The following is a 22,954-nucleotide window of genomic DNA, read 5'->3' on the forward strand; positions in this document are numbered from 1 at the left end:
GGAAAAACCCATGAATATCACCCGCCGCTCTGCCCTCTCCCTGGCCGGTCTAGCCGCCACCACCGCAGCCCTCTCAGCCTGCGCAGGAACCGGCACCGGAACCGCAACCACCCAGCAGGAAGGCAACGGCACCCTGCAATTCTGGTCCAACCACCCCGGCTCCTCCCGCGACATAGAACAAAAACTCATCGACGCCTGGAACGCAGCCAACCCCGACACCCCCGCAGAACTCATCGACGGCGGTAAAAACTACGAAGAACTGGGCCAGAAATTCAACGCAGCTCTCTCCGGCGGCGGCCTGCCCGACGTCATCGTCGCCTCAGACGTCACCTGGTTCAACTTCGCCTTCACCGGCGCCACCACTCCCCTCAACGACCTCTGGGAATCAGAAGGCATCGACACCTCCACCTACGTAGAAACCCTGCTCACCGACTACACCTACGATGGTAAAAACTACGGTGTGCCCTACTCCCGCTCCACCCCGCTCATGTACTGGTACACCGCCGACCTCAAAAAGGCAGGCCTCCCCACCGACGGCACCGGCCCCGCCACCTGGAAGGAATTCGCCGAAACCTGGGCGCCCAAGCTCAAAGAAGCCACCGGCAAGCCCGCCCTCACCGTCGCAGACGGCTCCAACTACCTGGACTGGTACTTCCAGGGCGCCTTCTGGACCTTCGGTGGAGCCTACTCCAAGGAATGGGACCTCAAATTCACCGACCCCAAGACCATTGAAGCAGCCACCTTCCTGCAAACCATGGTCAAAGACGGCTACATCTCCGTGGTCAAAGACTCCGCCAACGAGTTCGGCATCGGTAACGCCGCCGGCCTGCTCGAATCCACCGGCTCACTAGGTGGCCTGAAAGAATCAGCCACCGGCGACTTCATCACCACCTACCTGCCCGGCCCCAAGCCCGGCACCACCACCGGTGGCGCAGGCCTAGCCATCCCGGCAGGTATCTCCGATGAGCGTAAGAAGATTGCCGTCAAGTTCATCGACTTCCTCACCAACACCGCCAACACCATCGCCTTCACCCAGGCCACCGGCTACATGCCCGTGCGTACCAACGCCGCGGACGTCCCCGAACAGGCCGCCTACATGAAGGAAAACCCCAACGCGGCCACCGCCATCCGCCAGCTCAATGAGAACACCAAGTCCCAGGACTACGCCCGTGTCTTCATCAACGGCGGCGGCAAGGCTATCGGCGGGGCCCTGGACAAAATCGTGGCAGGCCAGGACGTCACAACCGTCTTTACCGCCCTGCAGGACGAACTCCAGGCCACCTACGACCGCGACATCAAACCCAACCTCTAACCCCCAGAAAGCCCGATCCTCATGGTTGAAGTCCACCTGCAAGACATTTCCCGTATCTACGACCCCAAGCGGCCCCGCGCCGTTAACCGGGTCAATATCACCGTGCGCGACGGGGAATTTCTCACCCTGGTAGGGCCATCAGGATCGGGCAAATCCACCTGCCTGCGCATGCTGGCAGGCCTAGAACCCGTCAATGAGGGCACCATCCTCATTGACGGGGTAGACGTCACCGAAAAACCAGCCCGCGACCGCGACGTGGCCATGGTCTTCCAGTCCTACGCCCTCTACCCCAACATGACCGCCCGCCAAAACATGGCCTTCGCCCTGGAAAACGCCAAACTGCCCAAGGCTGAAATTGCAGAGCGAGTAGATCGGGCAGCCCACATCCTTGAACTAGAGCACCTGTTAGACGTCAGACCCGCCAACATGTCAGGCGGCCAGCGTCAGCGCGTCTCCATGGGCCGGGCTATCGTGCGAGAACCCAAGGTCTTCCTCATGGACGAGCCCCTCTCAAACTTGGACGCCCGCCTGCGCGTCTCAACCCGCGCACAAATCGCCCAGCTCCAGCGGGAACTAGGCATCACTACGGTCTATGTCACCCACGACCAGACCGAAGCCATGACCATGGGCGACCGCGTAGCAGTACTCAAAGACGGAATCCTGCAACAGGTAGACGAGCCCATGCACCTCTACCGCCACCCCGGCAACACCTTCGTAGCAGGTTTTATTGGTTCACCCTCCATGGCTCTCATCAATGAGGTAGAAGTCAGCCGAGAAATCGACGGGATACCACAGCCCCAGGCCCACGCCTTCCTAGGGCCCCTCTGCCGCCTACCCATCCCCACCGAATTCAACCCGGTACTGACCGGCAAAATTATCCTAGGGGTACGCCCCGAAGACTGGGAGGTTGAACATGTAGGGGAAGGCGAAGAAATACGCGGGCTACGGGGTACAGTGACGCATGTGGAGCAGCTAGGAGCTGAGGCCTTTGCCTACGTCAGCCCCGCAACAGGCCTAGAGGTACGCTCACCCACTATCGCAGTTCGCCTGCTGGGTGAGCACAAGGTGGCAGCTGGCGACGAACTACGACTAACCCCCACCCGGGCGTCCTTCTTCGACCCCGAGACCGAAATCAACCTGGAATACCTGGTCTAGCCCTCGGTGGAGTTACCATCTCAGTCAGAAAAACCCACCAAACTCTTGGTGGGTTTTTCTGACGTAGATGGGTACCTACCCGAACTAGGAGAAGGACGTGCGGACGTCCGCCCTTACTTCTCGTCCTCGATGAGGTCGCGTACCACGATGGTCTGTTCGCGGCCGGGGCCAACACCGATAGCTGAGATGCGGCAGCCGGAGATTTCTTCTAGCTTCTCAAGGTACTTACGAGCATTCTCAGGTAGCTCATCTAGGGTCTTAGCTTCGGTGATGTCCTCGGTCCAGCCGTCGAAGTATTCGTAGATGGGCTTGGCGTGGTGGAAGTCTGACTGGGTCATGGGCATCTCATCGTGGCGCACCCCGTCCACATCGTAGGCCACACAGACAGGGATCTGCTCTAGCCCGGTGAGGACGTCTAGCTTGGTGATGAAGAGGTCAGTAAAACCGTTGATGCGCACAGCCTGACGGGCCAGCACTGCGTCATACCAGCCGCAGCGGCGGGGGCGGCCGGTGTTCACACCGAACTCGCCACCGGTCTTTTGCAGGAAGTCGCCCATTTCGTCAAAGAGCTCAGTGGGGAAGGGGCCAGCGCCCACGCGGGTGGTGTAGGCCTTCTGAATACCGATGACGCGGGAGATGCGGGTGGGGCCCACACCGGAGCCGACTGAGGCGCCGCCTGCGGTGGGATTGGAGGAGGTGACGAAAGGGTAGGTGCCGTGGTCAACGTCGAGGAAGGTAGCCTGGCCGCCTTCCATGAGCAGGGTTTTACCCTCGTCTAGGGCCTTGTTAAGTAGCTGGGTTGATTCGACAATCATGGGGGCTAGGCGGTCGGCGAAGCTCATGAAGTAGTCAACGATTTCTTCAACCTCCACGTGGCGGCGGTTGTAGACCTTGACCAGCAGTTCGTTCTTCTGGCGCAGGGCACCTTCAACCTTCTGGCGCAGGATGGACTCGTCCAGAATGTCTTGGACGCGAATACCTAGACGCCCAATTTTGTCCATGTAGGTGGGGCCGATACCGCGGCCGGTGGTGCCGATGGCGCGCTTGCCCAGGAAGCGTTCGGTGACCTTATCCATGGTCTGGTGGTAGGGCGCTACCAGGTGGGCGTTGGCGGAGATTTTGAGTTTGGAGGTGTCTGCGCCGCGGGCTTCGAGGCCGTCGATTTCTTCGAAGAGGGCTTCGGGGTTGACGACGACGCCGTTACCGATGACGGGTACAGCGTTTTCTGAGAGGATGCCGGCGGGAAGGAGCTTAAGCTCGAACTTCTGGCCGTTGACGACGACGGTGTGGCCGGCGTTGTTACCGCCGTTGGGCTTGACGACGTAGTCGACGCGGCCACCGAGCAGGTCGGTTGCCTTGCCCTTACCTTCGTCGCCCCACTGGGCGCCTACAATCACAATTGCTGGCATAAGTCTTACTCCTGAATAGGGTGGTCACCTGCCGGGTTTCACGGCGGTGGGGTGGGGCTGCTCGGCCTGTGCGGACGGCTCGGACGCAGGGCACACCATTCTTAAGGATAGCAAGGACGGTGGGCCTTGTCGCAGCTGAATCTCTCACAATGGCACACTCACCTAGGGCTTCTATAGAGAAATGTTCACGGAATAACCTGATATACATCTAGGTTTCCCCCGATACTTTAAGCTGATATACATGAGCGAAAACCCAAACATCCCACACTCAGCTTTTCCCGCCTCTGCCCAGCAGGGGGCATCTTCATTTTCTATAGGCCCCTACCCCGCACTTGGCCAGCAGCCCTACCAGCCCTCTTACAGGGAACCCCAGCAGCCCCAGCAATCTCAGGGTAAAAAACCTATAAATGGGATTGGTGCAACAGCCTTGGGCCTAGGCCTCCCTGGCTTCGTTCTTGGGGCCATACCCAGCATCATATTCATGTCCTTTAGCTGGATGCTGCTCCTTGCAGCCCTCATCCTGGGCATCATTGGTCTTTTCCAGAAAAATCAGGAAAAGGCCACCTCAATCATCGCAATCGTTGTGTCGGTACTCGGCTCAATGATCTTCCTCATCGTATCTGCCCTCACCATGACCAACATGCTGGTCGATATGTATAAGAACTGGTAATGAGGTGCCCTGCGATGGCACCCGTGCTCTTGCCGAAGTAAGCAATCGATGATCTCATAAAAACTAGAAAAATAGATGACAAGCCCGCCCTGCCCCCCCTCTTTGAAACTGGGAGGCAGGGCGGGCTTTACATTTGCATTAGCACTTTAGAAGAGCGCCACCTTCGGCGGTGCCGGGAAAATCTCGTCCAGGTGGGTGAGCTCGTCCGCATCAAATCGGCGGACGACGGCAGCCGCGTTCGCGCGCACCTGCTGCTCGGTAGTAGCACCAGCAATCACAGAGGCAACCGGCTCCTGCTGGGCCAGCCAGGAGAAAGCCACCTGCACCTCACTCATACCGCGCTCGGCGGCGAAAGCTGAGAAGGCCTCAAGCTGCTCCCAGTTAGCGCCCTCCAAAATCTCAGGTTTGATGCGGGTTAGGCGCCCGTCTGCCGGGGCGGACGTCCGCGAGTACTTGCCCGTCAGCAGCCCGTTAGCCAGGGGGAAGTAGGGCAGCACTCCCAGCCCGAACTGGCGGGCGGCAGGGAGCACCTCAAGTTCAGCGCGGCGGTCCAGTAGGTTGTAGTGGTTCTCCGCTGCAATGTAGCGGTGCCCCAGTGCCCGACCCAGGTGCTCAGCATGGGCAATCTGCCAGCCGGTGTGGTTGGATGAGCCGATGTAGCGCACCTTGCCCTGCTCAATCAGGGTGCCCAGGGCCGAGAGGGTTTCTTCCATGGGGGTGGCAGGGTCGGGGGTGTGGTGGAAGTAGAGGTCGATATAGTCGGCGCCCAGGCGACTCAAGGAGGCCTCAACTGCCCGCATAATGTACCGGCGGGAGCCTCGCACCCCGTGGTCGGTGCCGTTGGCACCACCCATGTCCATACCAAACTTTGACACAATCACGATCTCGTCGCGGTCTATACCGGTCTCGCGCAGGGCACGCCCAAACATGGTCTCAGAGACACCCGGTTCAGCCCCGTAAATATCGGCCACATCAAACAGAGTGATGCCTGCTTGCACCGCGGCGGTGAGGACGGCGTTGGTGCCAGCCTGGCTCTCGGTGGCGGTTTTAGCGCGGCCCAGGTTGTTACAGCCTAAGCCCACATTCGAAACGGTTAGTCCGCTTTTTCCCAGTTGACGGTATTCAATGCTCATACTCGTCATATTACTGTCATGTGTCTCAACACACCCGTCACAGAGTCAAAAAGGTACACAGAGCCATCCACCTGAGAGCATTTACTACTGGGCTGCTCGCACCGCAGTGAGAAGGTCGGCTTTGTTCATGCGTGAGCGGCCCGGCACCTCAAGCTGCTTGGCCAGCTCGTATAGTTCAGCGCGGGTGAGGTCAGCGAGGGGGCGGGCTTCTGCCACCAGGAAGGTCTGCTCCTTATCGTCAGTGAGGTCAGGTGCGAACGCGGCGTCCTCCTGGGCGGGAGCTTCTGCCAGGGGCTCGGTGGTGAGGCCTTCATCGAAGTCAGTGAGGTTACTGCTAGCGAAGGTTTGCTCGTAGAGCTCTTCTGCTTCGTCTGGTTCGTCGGCTTCTTCAGGGGCTAGGCCCTCATCTTCACCGACGTTGGTGATGGCATCGGGGGTGTCTAGGTCAAAGCCCAGTTCCTCGTTTTCGAAGGCCTCAATGTCGCCAGGTTCTACGCTTTCTGCATCAAGGATGTCTTCGTAGGTGACGGTTTCGTCTGAGTTTTCTAAAGTCTCGGCCAGGATGAGTTCAGCTTCTTTCTGGGCTGCGCTTTTCTTGGACTTTTTGGGCTGTGTGGATTTTTTAGCCTTTGGGTTTTTCTTCTCAGCCTTCTTTTCGGTTTTCTTGGGCTCTTTTTTCTTGGTTTCTTCTTTCTTGTCGGCCTTCTTCTGTGGAGTCTTCTTCTCGGCTTTCTTGGGCTCAGGTTTCTTAGACTCGGCCTTCTTTACCGGCTGGTCAGTAATTTTTTCGTATTTCTTACCTACCAGCTCGTATTTCTTTTCGAGCTTCTTTTGGGCTTTTTTGCGGGCTTTCTTTTCGTCGCCGTGCTTTTCTAGGGCTTTAGTGTAGGCCTTGATGTAGCGTTTTTGTGCTTTGTCGCTGGAACGCTTGAGTTCCTTGCTGAGTTCTGGCTTCTTGCTCATGGTACTCACCTTCTAGTTGTTCAGTGTTCTTACCTTCTAAGCGTAGTCCCGGTCACGCCCTACCCCAAGCGCGGCACGGCTTATTTATGCTCCTGGTGCCCTACTCAGCCTGCCAATACGGGTATATACTTAAGGTATATAGCAGGAGGTTATCTATGGTACGGTCAACAGTTTTTATGAACAACAGAACTCAAGCGGTTCGCCTACCCGCAGAGATGCGCTTTAGCGAAAACATCAAAAAAGTTAATGTACGCAAAGTAGGCTCAGAACGCATCGTAGCCCCCGAGGGCGCAGTGTGGGATAGCTTCTTCGCCCCCAACTCCCCCACCGTAACGGATGATTTTATGAATTCCCGCCACGCTGGCACCCAGCCTGAACGTGAGGAACTCTAATGCTGACCTACATGCTTGACACAAACATCGTCATCTATGTGATAAAACGGCGCCCACCTGAGATTCTCGATATTTTCAACCAGAACGCTAGCCGCTTATGCGTCAGCAGTATCACCGCAGCCGAGCTGTTCTTTGGTGCAGCAAAAAGCGCTAAGCCTGAGCAAAACCTGCGGGTGGTCGAAGACTTTCTATCACGGCTCACCGTCCTCCCCTACGGCATGGACGCCGCAGCCCAGTTTGGCGACATCAAAGCAACCTTGCAAAAGGCCGGACGCGTAATCGGCGAGAACGACCTGCATATCGCAGCCCATGCGCGCAGCCGAGGGCTAGTGATAGTAACGAATAATGAGAGGGAGTTCGAGCGGGTTGAGGCCCTGCGCGTAGTGAACTGGGTGAACCCCTCACGCTCTGAGCCGAACCTGAGTGAGGCAGCTGACGGGCGACGTCCGCACCCCTAAACTAGCTGGTATGACTAACTCAGGTATCGACACTAGCTTTCTAGACCCCGCAACCAGCCCAGCTGACGACTTCTTCCGTTACGTCAACGGCACCTGGTACGACTCCCACGTCATCCCCGCCGACCGCTCCCGCGATGGTGGCATGTACTTCCTGCGTGACGCCGCCGAAGAGCACGTCCGCGAAATCGTAGAGAAATTTGCCGCCGAGCAGCCCTCCTCACGCATTGGTGCCCTCTACTCATCCTTCATGAACACCGAAAAAATTGAGGCGGACGGCCCCGGCCCGCTACTTGAAGAGGTGCAGCCGGTGCTCAACGCCATCACCCCCGATGACTTCGTGCAGGTCATGGCAGAACTCGACTGCAAGGGCCACGGTGGGCCCTTCGGCTGGTACACCAGCATCGATGCCAAGAACCCTGAAAAGTATGTGCTCTACCTGGCCCAGACCGGCCTGGGCCTGCCCGATGAGTCCTACTACCGCGACGAGAAATACACCCAGCTCCGCGAAGCCTACGTAGCCCACATTGAGCGCATGTTTGAACTGACCGGCCTAGCAGAGAACTTCGGCCTAGAACCGGCCGATGCCGCCCGCGCCGTCTTCGCCCACGAAACTGAGATTGCCTCCCACCACTGGGATAACGTCAAGACCCGCGACGCCGACGCCCGCTACAACCCGGTAGAAGCTGCCGAACTTGACGAGAAGTTCCCCGGCTTCCCCTTCACCACCTGGCTAGCAGGCATGGGCATCAGCACCGAGAAAGCTGGCACCGTTGTGGTCAACCAGCCCTCCTACTTTGAGGCCGCCGCCCAGATGTGGGCCGCCGCCCCCCTCTTCATCTGGAAGCTCTGGTACATCTGGCACATGGCCCACTCCCGCGCCCCCTACCTGAACCAGGACATCGTTGAAGAAAACTTCGATTTCTACGGCCGCACCCTCTCAGGGTCCGAAGAACTACGCGACCGCTGGAAGCGCGGCGTCGGCCTAGTCGAAGGCTCACTAGGTGAAGAGCTGGGCAAGGAATACGTTGCTATTCACTTCCCGCCCACCCACAAGGCTAAGATGCTGGAACTCGTTGATGATCTCCTAGAGGCCTACCGCCGCTCCATCACAGACCTAGACTGGATGACCGACGAAACCCGCGCCCTGGCCCTAGAGAAACTCAGTAAGTTCGTCACCAAGATCGGCTACCCCGATAAGTGGCGCGACTACTCCGGCCTCGAACTCACCGATGATCTCTTCGAGAACCTGCGCCGCTCTGGCGTCTTTGAGCACGAGTTCCAGATTTCCCGTATCAATGAGCCAGTTGATAAGACCGAGTGGCTCATGACCCCGCAGACCGTCAACGCCTACTACATGCCCCCGGCCAACGAGATTGTCTTCCCCGCAGCGATCCTGCAGGCCCCCTACTTTGATGTGGAGGCCGACGCCGCCGTCAACTACGGCGCTATCGGCGGTGTGATCGGCCACGAAATCGGCCACGGCTTCGATGACCAAGGCTCCAAGTACGATGGCACCGGTGCCCTGAACAACTGGTGGACGGACGCCGACCGCGAGGAATTCACCGCCCGCACCAAGGCCCTGGTAGAGCAGTACAACGGTTACACCCCCACCGGTCTAGACCCCGAGAAGTTCACCGTCAACGGCGAGCTGACCCTGGGCGAAAACATTGGTGATTTAGGTGGCCTCTCCATCGCACTCAAGGCCTACCAGATTTACCTGGAACGCCAGGGCCTGACCCTTGAGACCGCCCCCGTCATTGATGGGCTGACCGCCGCCCAGCGTGTCTTTATCTCCTGGGCCCAGGGCTGGCGCATGAAGACCCGCCCGCAGACAGCCGAAATGTTCCTGGCGATTGACCCGCACTCCCCTGAGGAGTTCCGTGTCAACGGCGTGGTACGCAACATTGATGAGTTCTACACTGCCTTCGATGTGCAACCTGAGAACGACCTCTACCTGGCGCCAGAAGAGCGCGTGCGCATCTGGTAGAAGAAGCTATATAAGGTGCAGGGGCTTTCCCGGAAGGCGACTGCACCCATGCCTCAACTAAAAGGACGCCGGTGAGCTACTTACCGGCGTCCTTTTGCGCATCCGAGGGCTAGGACATAGCAGGAATGGCCGAGAGGGTAGATGATATTAGTCGACAGGTACCCAGTCGGTGCCGTTGAAGGTGTAGGTGGGGCCATCAACGTACCGGCTAATTGTCTCATCGAGCTGATGCGTGTAGATATAGGGGTTGCCCTGGCTGTCGATAGTTATATTTGTGACATCGTTATGCCACCCTTCGGAGGCTCCCGGCATAGTTCCCTGAGAATCAAAGCCCCAATCTTTTTGGGTGATGATAGTCAGGGCACCTCCGCTGTTCATAAAAATGTGGCCGTAGCGGTCAATGTTCCACCCCTGAGGGCGCTCCGTCATATTGGGAGTAAAAACACCCGACATGCTAAAACTGCCCAGAGCATAGCCAGGGGACTTAACGAACCCGATGGTTCGCCCATTCTGGAAGACCGCATAGTAACCGTAACCGCTGCCAGGGACCGTATACGGCGTCATATATTTGTAGTAGCTCACCAACCGCACCGGGCCCAGGGTAGCGTGATTAACATCGATGTAGCCGGTTTCCTTGCATTCAGGGTCTGTCAGGCAGGGGTTATCTACCTCAGGTGCCTGGTTAGCTTCCTGCGGGGGTTGGATAGCCTGAACGGGTGTTTCGGTAGGGGCTGGTGTAACCACCACGGGGGCCTGCTCGGGTTGAGCTAGAATCGTTTGCTCAGGTTCGGGGGTGTCTTCAGCGGGGCTGGGAGATGGGGCGCTACTGGTGGTTGTGACGCTCGGGGCGGACGTGGGTTCACTAGGTTCTGCCGCATGATTGTTAGGTACGGTGATGCTGATGCAGCCTGTAAGTAGCAGGCTGCTGGTCAAAGCTGTCAGTGACAGCCGGATAAGGCGGTGCATGGGGCCTCCAGGGGTGGGCGCAGCGGGTGAGAAAATCTTTCTAGCACTCTAAACAATCAAATTTAGTGGCTACCTGTGTAAAAATTCTCCGCGTCTGGGCCTAATGATTGCAAGTTAACACCTCTGAATCTATCTTTAATAATGGATGTTACATCTGACAAAGAGAGGCCCAGGGTAATACAGCCTCATTTATCACCACAAACACCATATTCTTCAGTTATTTGTTATTTAGCGTAATTCGCTCAATGGTGATGCGTCATTTATCTGCACCACCGATACCAAACTGTGAAAGGTAAGGGGTATGAAACCCAATCATCGCCATCGCATAGGCCCCGGCCCCCGAAACCCGTCTGTTCGCTATGGAACCGGTCATGGTAGAAACCGAGTAAAGCACCGTGCTACATCTGCTTTTCCCCGCGCACTTGCTCCAGATGCCTTCAGTACCGATTACGCTCAGCTCAAGGAGCGCGGGGAAAGCTATCGCTCCTGTCGAAGAACTCTGAAGATTACGGGAAAATAGCCGCTAAAGCTAGTTCAACACCTTCAAGGTCATGGGGTAGGTGAAAACTTCACCGTTATTGGCTTTCACTGCTGCAAGAATATGCACGACAATTAGGGCAACCCATACCGCGATAAAGACGAGCCAGGTGAAAATACCTGCTATCCCCAAGGTCACAAATGTCAGTACCCAGGCAACAATATTCACTAGCCAGAGGGTGAAACTGAAGTTAAAGGCACCGGCGGCAGCCCTGCGCACGAACCCGTACCCCGGCTTGTCCTTATAGATAACCCAGAAGATGAGGGGGCCCACAAAACTGGCAAAAGATGCGGTGAATACTAGCCCTAGTAGGCCCGAGAGGTGGGCGAACGTGGCCATGCTCTTAGCGTCTGCGGGGATAAGGTTGCCGTAGGCATCATAGGTGGGGCCGGGCTGCTGGCCGTAGTTACCGTAGGGGTTCTGGTTGTGTTCAGTCATATCCACTCTCCTAAATACCAGTTATCTACCTTTCACTTTAGTCCGGGGCGGGTGAGGGCGCGAGAGGGTAGGTGTGTGCCCTTGCAATTTCATACTCTGGGTGGAGAGTTAACCGCCCTGTTACGTCCTCACGGTGGACTGGGGTGTGCCGGGCAGTAGCATAGAGTCATGCGCGATTTACAGGCTCACATTATTGAAGAATTAGGCGTAAAGCCCTCCATCGACCCGGCTGAGGAGGTGCGCAAGCGCGTCCAGTTCCTGGTGGATTATCTGAAAGCCACCGGCACCCGCGGCTTTGTGCTGGGCATTTCCGGCGGCTTGGATTCCACCTTGGCCGGACGCCTGTGCCAGCTAGCTGTGGACCAGCTAGAGCTAGAGGGTGTTGAGGCTGAATTTATTGCCGTCCGCCTACCTTATAAGGTGCAGGCCGATGAGGAGGACGCCCAGGCTGCCCTGCGTTTCATCATGCCCCAGCAGACTGTCACCTACAATATCGCAGAGGCGGTGGACGGTTTCGAATCAGCTTTTGAGACAGCAACCGGCCGCCCTATCGCTGACTTCAATAAGGGCAATGTGAAGGCTCGTGCCCGCATGATCGCCCAGTATGCCCTGGCTGGTGAGAAGAATCTGCTGGTGGTGGGCACCGACCACGGGGCAGAGGCTGTGACCGGTTTCTTCACCAAGTTCGGTGATGGCGGGGCGGACGTCACCCCCCTCTTTGGTTTGAACAAGCGCCAGAACCGGGCCCTGCTTAAGGTGTTGGGCGCTGATACCCACCTGTGGGAGAAGGTTCCTACTGCTGATTTGCTTGATGGTAAGCCGGGGCGTACCGACGAGGACGAGCTGGGGGTCACCTATGATCAGATTGATGATTATCTAGAGGGTAAAGAGATTGACCCGGTGGCCGCTGAGAATATTGAGGGGAAGTTTTTACGTTCCCGTCATAAGCGCACTACCCCGGTCACAATTTTTGATTCCTGGTACAAACGGTAAGCACTACCAGGTGCACTAGGGCGGCGATAGCTATTCCCAGGCCCAGGCCGCCTAGCACGTCGCTTGCCCAGTGCACCCCCACGTAGATGCGGGAGAACCCCACAATCATTGTAAGGACGCCGAGCCCTACCCCCAGGGCGCGGCGTCCGCCCTGTGTGAGGGCAGGGTAGGCGGTGAGGAAGAGGGCAGCGCAGAAGGCAGCGGTGCTGGTGGAGTGGCCTGAGGGGAAAGAGAAAGTTAGTTCCTCCACCAGGCGGTGGGTAAGGGAGGGGCGCGGGCGGTCCACAAGATTTTTGATGAGGGTGACGGCTAGCGGGGCAAGAATCATGGTTCCCCCTAGGGTCGCCAGGGGCCAGGGGTGCCGGTAGCGCCAGGTGAAGAGTCCCAAGGCGATCAGCACATAAATTGTCATGGGCAGGGTATTGAAAGCCTGGGTGAGCGCCGAGAAAAAGGTATCGAGCGGTCCTGTGCGCCAGGTCAGTGAGGTCTGCCAGATGGCATCATCGACAGGGTTGGTGAGGGCTTGGGCGTTGACCAGCCACATCGACACAAACACCAGTAGACCCGCTAGGCCGGTGCGGGCTAGGTGGGGCTGTTGGGGGCTGTGGTTCACGGGTACCTCTCTTGACAGGAGCACCCTCTAGGATACCGGTTGGCCCGACTGGGCTTCCCAGCCTGTATCCGGGCCGGGCCAGTAAGCTGGTGCTATGTCTGATATCCCTAAAGAGTTTTATCTTGATAAGTCCGACCCGGCAGCTTGGGCAGCTTTTGGTGCCCTGAGCAAGCAGGCTGGTGCTTCAGCCCGCGCAGCGGGGCTTGATGATCAGCTGATTGAGCTGGTCTGTCTGCGCGTTTCACAGATTAATGGCTGTGCCTACTGCCTGAAGGTGCACACCAAACGCGCTATTAAGGCCGGGCTGAGCGAGAACCGCCGGGCCCTGGTGGGCGTCTGGGAGGAAAGCAGTGAATATAGTCTGACCGAAAAGGCTGCCCTCTTTTTGGCTGAGACGGTGACCAAGCTACCCTGCCCCGAGGACCGCGATTTTGCCCGCATCTACGCCCGGGGCGTGCTGACCGATGAGCAGTACAGTGCTGTGCAGTGGCTGGCGATTTCAATGAACGCAGCTAACCGTATCTCTATCATGTCCCAGCACCCGGCCTAACCGCCCGCCCTTATTCAGCAGGTTACACAGGCTCACGCTCGCTGTGAGCCTGCTTCACCTAGCTTTTTAGATAAGTCTCATGAAAGGACTTTCCCATGAACGCAACCCTTGAGAACCCGGTTATTACCGAACGCGAAGAAAGTGGCCGCGGCTCCTACGAAATCTTTGCCGATAGCTCCGGTACCCCAGCGGGCTTCACCGAGTTCTTCACTTACACAGAGGGCGGGGGCAACCAGCGTATCTTCCCCCACACGGTGGTGAAGGAAGAATTCGGCGGGCACGGGCTGGCCTCCAAGCTCGTCAAGAGCGCCCTCGACCAGGCCATTGAGGCCGGGTACGAGCCGGTCATTGTCTGCCCCTACATCAAGGCCTGGGTGGAGAAGCACCCCGACTACGCCGAGAAGACCCGCAAGCCCGAACCTGCCCACCTGCGCTTTTTGGCACAGGCTATGCGCGGCTAAAACTTAGCCCCTTCAGAACTGGTCAGGCGCGAGGGGCAGGCGGAGTGCCGTCTGCCCGCACCCTTCGTCGCTTCTTTCCGCCTTAGACCCGGTAGAACCCCTCAATAGCGCGGGTTAGGTAGGCCATGTCGGCTACGGTGGTGAGTTCGCGGGCTGAGTGCATGGAGAGCAGTCCCACTCCCACGTCTACGGTGCGCATACCTAAGCGGGTTGCGGTGATGGGGCCGATGGTTGAGCCGCAGGGCACCTTGTTATTGGAGACGAACTCCTGGTAGGGCACACCGGCTAGGGCGCAGGCCTGGGCGAAGATTCCGGCGCCGATGGCGTCGGTGGCGTAGCGCTGGTTGGCGTTGATTTTGAGCAGGGGCCCACCGCCGGGTAGGGGGCGGACGGCTGGGTCGTGGTGCCCTGCGTAGTTGGGGTGGACTAGGTGGCCGGCGTCGGATGAGAGGCAGACCGACTCTGCGATGGAGCGGCGGTAGGCTTCGGCGGAGTCGCCGCGGGCTTCAGAGAGCCGCACCAGGACGTCCTCAAGGAAGGGCCCGGCGGCCCCAGAGCGCGTGCCGGAGCCGATTTCTTCGTGGTCGAAGGCAGCCAGCATAGCAGTATGGGCGGTTTCTTCCCCTGAGTCGGCGTAGCGAATCAGGGCGGTGAGGCCTGCATGAACGGAGCTGAGGTTATCTAGGCGCCCGGAGGCAAAAAGCTCACCATTTTCACCTAGGACGCGGGGTTCTTGGGTGTCAGCGAACATGAGGTCGTAGCCCACGATGCTTTCAGGGCTAACCGGCCCGCCCTGGGTGCGTTCAGCCAGGTAGGCCAGCACATCGCCGGTGGAGTCACTAAAGCCCCAGATGGGGTAGATGTTCTCTTGTTTATCGAGTTTGAGGCCCTCGTTGGCGGTACGGTCCAGGTGGATGGCGAGCTGGGGGATGCGGGCAATGGGTCCGGTGGCAACCAGGCGGGTTTCCAGCGTCCCGTCCACCAGCGCAGTCAGGCGACCGGCCAGGCGCAGTTCGCGGTCCAGCCAGGAGTTGAGCAGGGGCCCGCCGTAGACTTCGACCCCCACCTGGTTCCAGGTGAGGGTGCGCACTGAGGGTTTGGGCTTGACCTTGAAGCCGGGGGAATCGGTGTGGGCCCCCAGCACCCGGTAGCTTTCATGCTGAGCGCTACCGGCCCAGGCGATGATGGCACCATCGCGCACCACGAAGTGCTTGCCGGTCGCTGCTGAGCTGCCCCAGACGTCCTGCTCGCTCAGCTCGGTGAAGCCGGCGGCGGTCAGGCGTCGGGCAACCTCGGCCGCCGCGTGGAAGGAGGTGGGGGAGGCGGTCACAAAGGCAGCTAAATCATCAATATTAGCTCGGGCATCGAAAGTCTGTGAAAGAGTCATAGACCACATTTTACCGGACAGGCTGTGCGCCCTCAGGGTGGCCGCCCTTGACCCATACCTGGGCAGTACGGGTGCGTTCTATGCCCTTCTTACGGGCCACCCAGATAACTACCAGCACGAACAGGCCGTTCGATACCAGTGCCGAGATAAACATGCCCGCGGTAGAGCCCTGCTGCAAGAAGGGGTCTGCCATGCCCAGCACACCAAAGCTCATAGCCAGCAGATTATTGACCACGTGCAGAGCAATAGCCGCTTCGAGCCCACCGGTGCGCCAGGTAATGTACCCGGCAGCCAGGCCCATGACCAGCACGGAAAGTTGGCCCCACACATCGTAGAGGTGCCCCAGCATAAAGAGCGGGGCGGGAATAATAATTGCCCAGGCCGGGTGTTTGAGCCAGCGGCCGATACTCTGCATGAGGTAGCCGCGGAAGACCAGCTCTTCGGCGTAGGCCTGCACCGGTACCACCAGAATAATGGCTACCAGTATGGCGATCAGACCGCCGGTAGGTAGGGTGGGGCTAGGAACATAGCGTGCCCCTAGAGCGAAATCGAAGGCTAGCGGCAGGGCCACAATGAGCAGAGCCGCTAAACCACAGCAGGTTGCTAGCCAGCCCCAGCGCATCCGCCCGGCGACCGAGTGAATCAGCCCCCAGGGCTTAGGGCCCACAATGATTCGGGCAAGCCAGAGGACAGGGAACATGAGTGCTATAGACCCAAAGAGAAAGATGAAAGTGGAGGGGCTTTGCAGGGCCCCATCTTCAAGAGCTTCTGCATCCATAGCATGCAAGAAGGAGGTGGCATCAGTAAGCAGCCAGGGGTCAAGTTCTGTTAAGAGAACGAAAAAGAAAGCAAGAGCCAGCAGCACAGAGAGCACCAGGTAGATTGGCACCCCGATCAGGGCTTCTAGCAGGGGCGTGTACCAGCGGTGTTTGGGGTCAGCCAGAGAAAGCCGGTGGTAGCCCAGTTTCTGTTGCTCTTGCTGGTAGCCGGGGCGCCAGCCGACCGGCGGCAGGGGCATTGGCACCGAGTGTAGGGCAGGTGGGGGCACCTGGTCTGGTAGGTGGGCGGACGCTCGGGCGGGGGTAGGTGCCGCAGCCTGCGGTGAATTCTGGGCAGGGGTCTGCCAGGGGATGCGGGGGTCCTTCGGAGTACTCATACCTCTACCCTAGCGAAAGCCGCCTCGCTGCGTGTGAAGGTGGGCAGATAGGCCAGTACCGAGTCTCACAAGGTGCACTGGGGGTTACTTTTCGGTGGGGGTTGGGGCCGTTGCCTGCTGCTCTGGGGTCTTGCGGACGGCGACCAGGTTGGTACCGCGCTTAGTCTTGGCGCGACCGGGCAGGCGGTGGCCGACCTTCTCGGAGGATTCAGCGGTGGGCTTCTTGGGCAGGGCGGCGATGCGCAGGGCTAGTTCAATCGCGAGCAGGGCCAGCGCTGCGTAGAAGACGTAGTAGGAGGGGTAGAAGTAGTAGAGGCTGGCGTTCCAGCCGGCGATGGTGGCACCCAGGGCAACGACAGCTAGGGCGGCAATGATGATGTGAGCCAGGGGGAAGGCGCCGTTGTTCTCAGTGTTGCGCCAGGTGATGTAGATGGCCATGAGCGCAAAGAGGACGGGGAAGAAGATGTGGCCGGAAAGAGCCATGGTGTCTTCGGTGTAGCGGAAGATGCCGAGGGCCTGGACGATGGCGGTGGCGGCAAGGAGCAGGGAGGCTGGCAGAGTTTTCATGGGGAACTAGTCTACCGGTTAGGCAGTAGCGAAGTAGGTGATGGCGCAGATGGTGAAGATGGTGCCGGTGGTCAGGGCGGCGGCTAGTTCAATGAGTATGCCCAGGCCCATGGATTTGAGGGCGGCTAGGGTGCTGCGTGTGGAGGTGGCGATGTCCCCTTGACTGCGTAGGGTTTCGCTCAGGAGTAGGGCAAGGGCAAAACCCACGAAGAGACCTACTATGGGGATAACGAACATGCCAATGACTGCACCGAGCACGCCCCAGAGGATAGAGCGGTTGGGGATGGCTCGCTGCTTGAGGGTTTTGCCGGTAAGGACGGCTTGGGCGACCATTCCTGCGATGATGATGGGTAGGCCTAGGCCAAGTAGCCACCAGCCTTCAGGCCCGCGCAGGGTCAGGCCCCACAGTAGGGTGCCACCCAGCACTGCAAGGGAGCCAGGCAGAATAGGGTAGACGATGCCTACGATACCGAGGGCGATGAGGGTAGCGGCTAGGAGGGTGATAATGATGGCTAGGGTCATGGTTTTTAGTCTACTTGTCGCTCTGTTACTTCTCCCAGCGTGGGTGAAACTACCCTTGCTATAATCGGCATGACCTATACAAGTTTTGGAGTAGTGATGACTGAAAAGGACGCCGCACCCCGGCCCGGCCACCGCGAGCAACTTACCCTAGGGGCGCGTCCGCTCGATGCCCCCGGCTCCCCCGTCACCGACAAACAAGCCCGCGACATCGCCAGCGGCCGCCACACCTGGCACCGCAAAGCCTCCAAACCAGTCTCCCTATGGATGTTCGCCCTCTTCATCCTCCTCATGACCCACCGCTGGGTACCCGAATCCCTCTGGCTCATGGTACACATGGTAGCCCTTGGCCTCATCACCAACTCCATCCTGATCTGGTCCCAACACTTCACCGAAGCCCTCCTAAAAAACCGGCTCCCCGACACCGCCCGCCCCCTACAACTAGCCCGCATCTACACCCTCAACACCTCCATAGTGGTGCTGATGGTCGGAATAGTCTTCACCCTCTACCCCCTCACCCTCCTAGGTGCCATCGGCCTAGGGGCAACAGTCACCTGGCACGGAATCGCTCTCCTCCAGCAGATGCGCACCGCCCTACCCGCCCGCTTTGGGGCCACCGTCCGCTACTACATCGCAGCATCCTGGCTCCTACCAGTAGGGGCCACCTTCGGCGCCCTACTAGCCCACGAGGGAATCAACGCCACCTGGTACGGCCGCCTACTCCTTGCCCACGAAGCAACTAACATACTGGGCTTTGTAGGCATCACAGTAGTAGGCACCCTCATGACCCTCTGGCCCACCATGCTACGCACTATCATGGCCCCAGACGCCGTCACCCGCTCCCTGCGCGCCCTCACCGGCCTCTGCGCAGGCCTAACCCTCACCGTAGCCGGGGCCCTGACCGGGCTCACCTGGCTAGCTACCGCCGGCCTGCTCATCTACGCCGGGGCCCTAGTGCTCGTCCTTATCCTCATGGTGCGCACCACCACCGCCAAAAAACCCGCCGACTACGGCACCTTCTCAGTAGCAGCCAGCATGATCTGGCTACTGATCGGTGTGCTCATGGCCGCCTACCTGGTAGCCACCACCCCCTTCGCCTCCCTCACCCTGCGCCCCATCACCCCCATCTTTACCGTCGGCTTCCTCGCCCAAGTACTCCTAGGGGCCATGACCTATCTACTCCCCGCCCGCATGGGCGGCGGGCCCAAAGCCGTACGCGCAGCCAACCACGAATTCAACCGTTTCGCCGCAGGCCGCGCCGTCATGGTCAACCTATCACTGCTCATCTTCATCCTGCCCGTCTCCTGGACAGGCTCCTGGGTCCGCACCGGCGCCTCCCTGGTAGGAGCCTTCACCCTCTTCGCCTTCATCCCCCTCATGCTCCGCGGAGTCAAAAAATCAGTAGCCATCCGCAAAGCCATGGTACAAGCCAGAGCCCGCGGCGAAGCCCCCACCCCCGACCCACAAGCCCTCACCCCCACACCCCTCCCCCACCTGCGCAACGCCCTCATCGGTGCGCTCGCCGTGGCCCTGGTAGTGGGGCTAGGGGTTCTTGCTGATCCGGCTGCGCGCGGACGCCTCACCGCACCTACCGCCGCCACACAGGCCACCGGCCAGACCACCACCGTGGCAGTAGAAGCAACCGCCGACATGCGCTTCACCCCCGACCTTGTAGAGGTGCCAGTAGGTAACCGCCTCATCGTTGAGGTCACGAACGCTGATGCCACCAACGCCCACGATTTGACCTTCGCTAACGGAACCACTACCGGCCGTATCGCACCGGGGGAAACTAAAACCGTAGATGCTGGTCTTATCACCGGTGATCTTGAGGGCTGGTGCTCCATTATTGGCCACCAGGCCATGGGCATGGTCTTTACCGTGAAAGCAAGCGGTGAAGAAGCTACAGCCACCGGCAACCTGGGCCACGGCTCTCACCCTGCTACTGCGGCAGGTGGTAGCACCGGCACCCTAGCATTGACACCCGGTGATATTGACTTCCAAGGCGAGATCTCACCTGACTATCAGACCCGTGACGCGGTCTTAGCCCCCGTCCCTGAGGGTGACGTCGTTGATGGCCGCACCGTTCACCGCCAGACCCTAGATGTGCAAGAGCTACCCCGTGAAATCGCCCCAGGAGTTGATTTGAACACCTGGACCTACAACGGCTCCTACATGGGCCCCACCCTGCACGGGCAGGTCGGGGACATCTTCGAAATAACCCTAGTCAACAATGGCACCATGGGGCACTCGGTCGACTTCCACGCAGGTATTGTCGCCCCCAATGAGCCCATGCGCACCATTGCACCGGGGGAAGAACTGGTCTACCGTTTTGAAGCGGTACGCTCAGGTATCTGGCTCTACCACTGCGGCACCGCACCGGTCAGTGCCCACATGGGTGCAGGCATGTTCGGCGCCGTGGTCATTGACCCACCTGGCCTGCCCCCGGTAGACCGCGAATACCTGCTGGTTCAGTCAGAGATGGCCCTCACCCCAGCCGCTGAAGGTAACACCGAGAGCACCACCGCTGAAGAGCAAGAGCAGAAGGCCGGGGGGAGCGTCCTGACCGATATTCTGCCAGCCAACCAGGCCCCTGCACCTACCCTCACCCTCTTCAACGGGCACGCCACCCAGTACATGCACAGCCCTCTCACTGCTCGCGTGGGTGAGCGCGTGCGCATCTGGGTTCTGAATGCTGGCCCTGGCGGTGAGCTGAGTTTCCACATCGTTGGCACCCAGTTCGACACCGTCTATAAGGAAGGTGGCTACCTGGTCCAAGAAGGCCGTGACCCCTTCGGGCAGGCAACAGGTGGGTCCCAGGCCGTTGATTTCTCAGCCTCACAAGGCGGGTTCGTAGAAATGGTCTTTGTTGAGCCAGGCACCTACACCTTCGTCAACCATGATTTCGCTGCTGCAGAGCGTGGCGCCCGCGGGCGGATCCAGGTAAGCCAGTAGCCTCCTCTGAGGGTGACGTGCCCAGGTTGGGTGCGTCACCTTTGGGTGTGTGCGGCGGGCGCGCACCTGACGGGCAGGAGGGTTTTCCAGTAATCTTGACCTGATGACAAGTGAACGTACTAAGCCCAGCCTTGCCCTGCGCCTCGGCGCAGGCCTGGTAGCGCACTGGCAGATTGTGGCATCAGCGGTGCTAATGTCAGCCGGTGTGGTGGGACTTTCTGCCACCTACGAGGACTACTGCGGGCAGACCGACCTCACCTACGCTCCCCCACAACTATGGGACGATATTGAAGCCGCCGCAGAAGTATCTGGGTTCCGGGCAGGCCTCTTAGCCGCCCAGCTAGAAACCGAATCCGGCTGGGTCACCACCGCCCAGTCACACGCAGGCGCCCACGGCCTAGCCCAGTTCACCCAGGACACCTGGGACATCTGGGGCAAGGGCAATATTAACAGCCCCGAAGACTCCATCGCCGCCCAGGGCCGCTACCTGGCCTACCTCTCAGAGTACCTAGCACCCTACGTCTCAGATGAGGCCTCCCTACAAGATATTGTTTTGGCCGGCTATAATGCTGGGCCCGGTGCCGTGGAGGAATTTGGCGGCATCCCACCTTACTTTGAGACCCAGAACTACGTGATCAAAATTGATGAGCTAGCCTCCACTAAATACGCGGTGACCTGTGTGCCTGACCCCAGCTTCAAGCAGGCTACCCTGGTGCGCTAGGGGAGTCGTAGGCACCCAGCAGCCAGCTACAGTCCCTGGCTGTTACCTTCGAGGCCGAAGCCCGCACTAACTGGCATACCCACGACGTCGGCCAGCTTATTGTGGTGACCTCCGGCATCTGCATTTACCAGCTCGAAGGCCAGGAACCCCAGACCCTCACACCCGGTGAGGCCTTCTTCGAACCAGGCATTAACCACTGGCACGGAGCCACCAGCGATGGCCCCATGACCCACATCGCCGTCATCCCCTTCAACAAGGACGGGAAGTTCGTCAACTGGGGTGCACCCGTTGACGACGCCACCTACACCGTCTAGCACCCCGGGGGGCACCCGCAGTTAAGCGTAAAACCCCGCAGTTAAGTGCGGGGTTAAGTGGACGCTGGAGCGACAGGACACCGACACATTGCGGACGCCGCCGCACTCACCTACCTCACGACGACCTTCACCGAGGAATAACCTGCCACCGGGAACTGAGCATTCACGGTAGACTCCACCGTGATTGACTCCGTCGCTGCAAGCAACTCTTCAACCAGTACGCGCAGCTCCAACCGAGCTAGAGGAGCCCCGGGGCACGCGTGAATTCCCGCGCCATAGGTCAGGTTCATCGACTGATTACGATCAGGACGGTAGTCCAGGGCATCCTCAAAAGCGTCCTCATCACGGTTAGCCGACGTCCAGTTGATGGTCACCGGGCATCCAGCAGGAATCGTACGACCGCCGACTTCAACATCTGCAGTTGTTACACGGCGGTTAGCAACGAGGGGATCTTGCAAACGCAAAATCTCTTCCACCGCGTGACCAATATATTCGGGATGCTGCCGCAAGCGGTCAGCCTCACCCTGGTGCTCGCCCAAAAAGTTCACAATGACTCCCACGATAGCTGAAACCGTTGACAGCTCCCCGACCGTCCAGTTTCGAATAAGAGAGACAATTTCTTCATCCGTCATGACGCGAGGTTCCTGCCCCGGCAACTCCACACGATCGTGCAGGAGCTCGGCGGTGACGTCCTGAAGCGTAGGGTTCATCCGCCGCTCGTTCAGAAGAGTCCGAATATAGCCGTCAAATTCCACAGCAACCGAGGCAATCTCAGCCCGGTCACGTTTGAGGGTGGCAGACCGATTCTTGTTCATCCAGGCAATCAAAGCTTCTTCAAGACTCTCTGGCCACCCCATGAAAGCATTTTGCACGCGCATGGCGTAGCGGGTGGCAAATTCTTCCATGATATCGACCGTTTCACCGCGCGGAATATCGCAGACGAGCTGGTGCACCACCTTACGGATTCGAGGTTCAAAAGCCTGCATACGTTCTGGGGTAAAGTACTTATCGTTGATCGCTCTGAAAGCAGTGTGTTCGGGTGCGTCCATTCCGTTGGGCACCGCTATGTGGCGGGTCGACACCCGGTTAGAGAACAGTTCAGGATGTTCAAGGGCATACCGGACATCCTCATTTTTGAAGAGGGTGTAGCCCATAAATTCATCGTGAGCAACAGGGCACCGAGCGCGCATAGAATCGTAGGCTGCGATCTGGTCTTCTTGCACTTCGGGCGAGCGGGAGTTCCAGTCGTAGTGTGTTTCGTCAACGTGTTGAGCCATGATTCTCCCCTGACATAACGGTC

23 protein-coding genes are annotated in these 22,954 nt (G+C 59.0%); 12 read left to right on the forward strand and 11 right to left on the reverse strand.

The window, feature by feature from the left end; genetic code table 11:
- Nucleotides 1–10 precede the first annotated feature (10 nt).
- Together ACEE09_RS04265 and ACEE09_RS04270 are read left to right on the forward strand one after the other, a co-directional pair.
- Nucleotides 11–1,312: an ABC transporter substrate-binding protein gene (locus ACEE09_RS04265; RefSeq protein WP_449082381.1), complete on the forward strand. Its 1,302-nt coding sequence runs from the start codon at nt 11–13 to the stop codon at nt 1,310–1,312.
- A gap of 21 nt (nt 1,313–1,333) precedes the next feature.
- Nucleotides 1,334–2,467: an ABC transporter ATP-binding protein gene (locus ACEE09_RS04270; protein WP_449082383.1), complete on the forward strand. Its 1,134-nt coding sequence runs from the start codon at nt 1,334–1,336 to the stop codon at nt 2,465–2,467.
- Between the two features lie 113 nt (nt 2,468–2,580).
- Here the strand turns inward: ACEE09_RS04270 and ACEE09_RS04275 are convergent, their stop codons facing one another.
- A complete protein-coding gene (locus ACEE09_RS04275) occupies nt 2,581–3,876 on the reverse strand; it encodes an adenylosuccinate synthase (protein WP_449082385.1) in 1,296 nt (431 codons plus the stop codon).
- Between the two features lie 241 nt (nt 3,877–4,117).
- Between ACEE09_RS04275 and ACEE09_RS04280 the strand changes: the two genes are divergently transcribed.
- Nucleotides 4,118–4,546: a hypothetical protein gene (locus tag ACEE09_RS04280; RefSeq protein ID WP_449082387.1), complete on the forward strand. Its 429-nt coding sequence runs from the start codon at nt 4,118–4,120 to the stop codon at nt 4,544–4,546.
- 146 nt (nt 4,547–4,692) lie between these two features.
- On the opposite strand, the gene ACEE09_RS04285 is transcribed toward ACEE09_RS04280, so the two are convergent.
- Both ACEE09_RS04285 and ACEE09_RS04290 read right to left on the reverse strand, forming a co-directional pair.
- On the reverse strand, nt 4,693–5,688 hold the full coding sequence (locus ACEE09_RS04285; protein WP_449082388.1) for an aldo/keto reductase: 996 nt from the start codon (nt 5,686–5,688) through the stop codon (nt 4,693–4,695).
- 75 nt (nt 5,689–5,763) lie between these two features.
- Nucleotides 5,764–6,642: a Rho termination factor N-terminal domain-containing protein gene (locus tag ACEE09_RS04290; protein ID WP_449082390.1), complete on the reverse strand. Its 879-nt coding sequence runs from the start codon at nt 6,640–6,642 to the stop codon at nt 5,764–5,766.
- 176 nt (nt 6,643–6,818) lie between these two features.
- On the opposite strand from ACEE09_RS04290, the gene vapB reads away from it, so the two are divergent.
- Genes vapB through ACEE09_RS04305 form a run of 3 tightly spaced genes read left to right on the forward strand, consistent with a single transcriptional unit; the run spans nt 6,819 to nt 9,479 of the window.
- Complete coding sequence (vapB, locus tag ACEE09_RS04295) at nt 6,819–7,034, forward strand: type II toxin-antitoxin system VapB family antitoxin (RefSeq protein WP_449082392.1); 216 nt, start codon at nt 6,819–6,821, stop codon at nt 7,032–7,034.
- Complete coding sequence (vapC, locus tag ACEE09_RS04300) at nt 7,034–7,492, forward strand: type II toxin-antitoxin system tRNA(fMet)-specific endonuclease VapC (protein WP_449082394.1); 459 nt, start codon at nt 7,034–7,036, stop codon at nt 7,490–7,492. Before vapB ends, vapC begins: the two co-directional genes overlap by 1 nt.
- 10 nt (nt 7,493–7,502) lie before the next feature.
- Nucleotides 7,503–9,479 (forward strand): M13 family metallopeptidase, encoded by a 1,977-nt coding sequence (locus ACEE09_RS04305; RefSeq protein ID WP_449082396.1) that lies wholly within the window; start codon nt 7,503–7,505, stop codon nt 9,477–9,479.
- A gap of 147 nt (nt 9,480–9,626) precedes the next feature.
- Here the strand turns inward: ACEE09_RS04305 and ACEE09_RS04310 are convergent, their stop codons facing one another.
- Entirely contained in the window at nt 9,627–10,445 is an 819-nt protein-coding gene (locus ACEE09_RS04310) for a hypothetical protein (protein ID WP_449082398.1), read from the reverse strand.
- Between the two features lie 529 nt (nt 10,446–10,974).
- Nucleotides 10,975–11,421: a DUF4870 domain-containing protein gene (locus tag ACEE09_RS04315; RefSeq protein ID WP_449082399.1), complete on the reverse strand. Its 447-nt coding sequence runs from the start codon at nt 11,419–11,421 to the stop codon at nt 10,975–10,977.
- 168 nt (nt 11,422–11,589) lie between these two features.
- Here ACEE09_RS04315 and nadE point away from each other — a divergent pair, with 168 nt between their 5' ends.
- The gene (gene nadE / locus ACEE09_RS04320) at nt 11,590–12,414 is read left to right on the forward strand and encodes an ammonia-dependent NAD(+) synthetase (protein WP_449082401.1); all 825 of its coding nucleotides are present in this window, start codon (nt 11,590–11,592) and stop codon (nt 12,412–12,414) included.
- Here nadE and ACEE09_RS04325 read toward each other — a convergent pair.
- A complete protein-coding gene (locus ACEE09_RS04325; protein WP_449082402.1) occupies nt 12,383–13,027 on the reverse strand; it encodes a phosphatase PAP2 family protein in 645 nt (214 codons plus the stop codon). The genes nadE and ACEE09_RS04325 overlap by 32 nt on opposite strands.
- Nucleotides 13,028–13,121: 94 nt before the next feature.
- Here ACEE09_RS04325 and ACEE09_RS04330 point away from each other — a divergent pair, with 94 nt between their 5' ends.
- Complete coding sequence (locus ACEE09_RS04330) at nt 13,122–13,577, forward strand: carboxymuconolactone decarboxylase family protein (RefSeq protein WP_449082404.1); 456 nt, start codon at nt 13,122–13,124, stop codon at nt 13,575–13,577.
- Nucleotides 13,578–13,672: 95 nt separating this feature from the next.
- A complete protein-coding gene (locus ACEE09_RS04335; protein WP_449082405.1) occupies nt 13,673–14,038 on the forward strand; it encodes a GNAT family N-acetyltransferase in 366 nt (121 codons plus the stop codon).
- Nucleotides 14,039–14,120: 82 nt separating this feature from the next.
- Here the strand turns inward: ACEE09_RS04335 and ACEE09_RS04340 are convergent, their stop codons facing one another.
- The 4 genes from ACEE09_RS04340 to ACEE09_RS04355 form a co-directional block, all read right to left on the reverse strand.
- A complete protein-coding gene (locus tag ACEE09_RS04340) occupies nt 14,121–15,425 on the reverse strand; it encodes a M18 family aminopeptidase (RefSeq protein ID WP_449082407.1) in 1,305 nt (434 codons plus the stop codon).
- A gap of 10 nt (nt 15,426–15,435) precedes the next feature.
- Nucleotides 15,436–16,581, reverse strand: a complete 1,146-nt coding sequence (locus ACEE09_RS04345; protein WP_449082409.1) for a CPBP family intramembrane glutamic endopeptidase — start codon at nt 16,579–16,581, stop codon at nt 15,436–15,438.
- Nucleotides 16,582–16,665: 84 nt separating this feature from the next.
- On the reverse strand, nt 16,666–17,148 hold the full coding sequence (locus ACEE09_RS04350) for a hypothetical protein (protein WP_449082410.1): 483 nt from the start codon (nt 17,146–17,148) through the stop codon (nt 16,666–16,668).
- Between the two features lie 18 nt (nt 17,149–17,166).
- Complete coding sequence (locus ACEE09_RS04355) at nt 17,167–17,670, reverse strand: DUF456 domain-containing protein (protein ID WP_449082411.1); 504 nt, start codon at nt 17,668–17,670, stop codon at nt 17,167–17,169.
- Between the two features lie 96 nt (nt 17,671–17,766).
- Between ACEE09_RS04355 and ACEE09_RS04360 the strand changes: the two genes are divergently transcribed.
- The 3 genes from ACEE09_RS04360 (at nt 17,767) to ACEE09_RS04370 (ending at nt 21,654) form a co-directional block, all read left to right on the forward strand.
- Complete coding sequence (locus ACEE09_RS04360; protein WP_449082413.1) at nt 17,767–20,619, forward strand: multicopper oxidase domain-containing protein; 2,853 nt, start codon at nt 17,767–17,769, stop codon at nt 20,617–20,619.
- Between the two features lie 103 nt (nt 20,620–20,722).
- The gene (locus tag ACEE09_RS04365; protein ID WP_449082415.1) at nt 20,723–21,340 is read left to right on the forward strand and encodes a lytic transglycosylase domain-containing protein; all 618 of its coding nucleotides are present in this window, start codon (nt 20,723–20,725) and stop codon (nt 21,338–21,340) included.
- 35 nt (nt 21,341–21,375) lie between these two features.
- Entirely contained in the window at nt 21,376–21,654 is a 279-nt protein-coding gene (locus tag ACEE09_RS04370; RefSeq protein ID WP_449082430.1) for a cupin domain-containing protein, read from the forward strand.
- Between the two features lie 110 nt (nt 21,655–21,764).
- On the opposite strand, the gene ACEE09_RS04375 is transcribed toward ACEE09_RS04370, so the two are convergent.
- Complete coding sequence (locus ACEE09_RS04375; RefSeq protein ID WP_449082416.1) at nt 21,765–22,931, reverse strand: cytochrome P450; 1,167 nt, start codon at nt 22,929–22,931, stop codon at nt 21,765–21,767.
- Between the last annotated feature and the right edge of the window lie 23 nt (nt 22,932–22,954).

Source organism: Rothia sp. 88186D007BW (genome assembly GCF_053544215.1).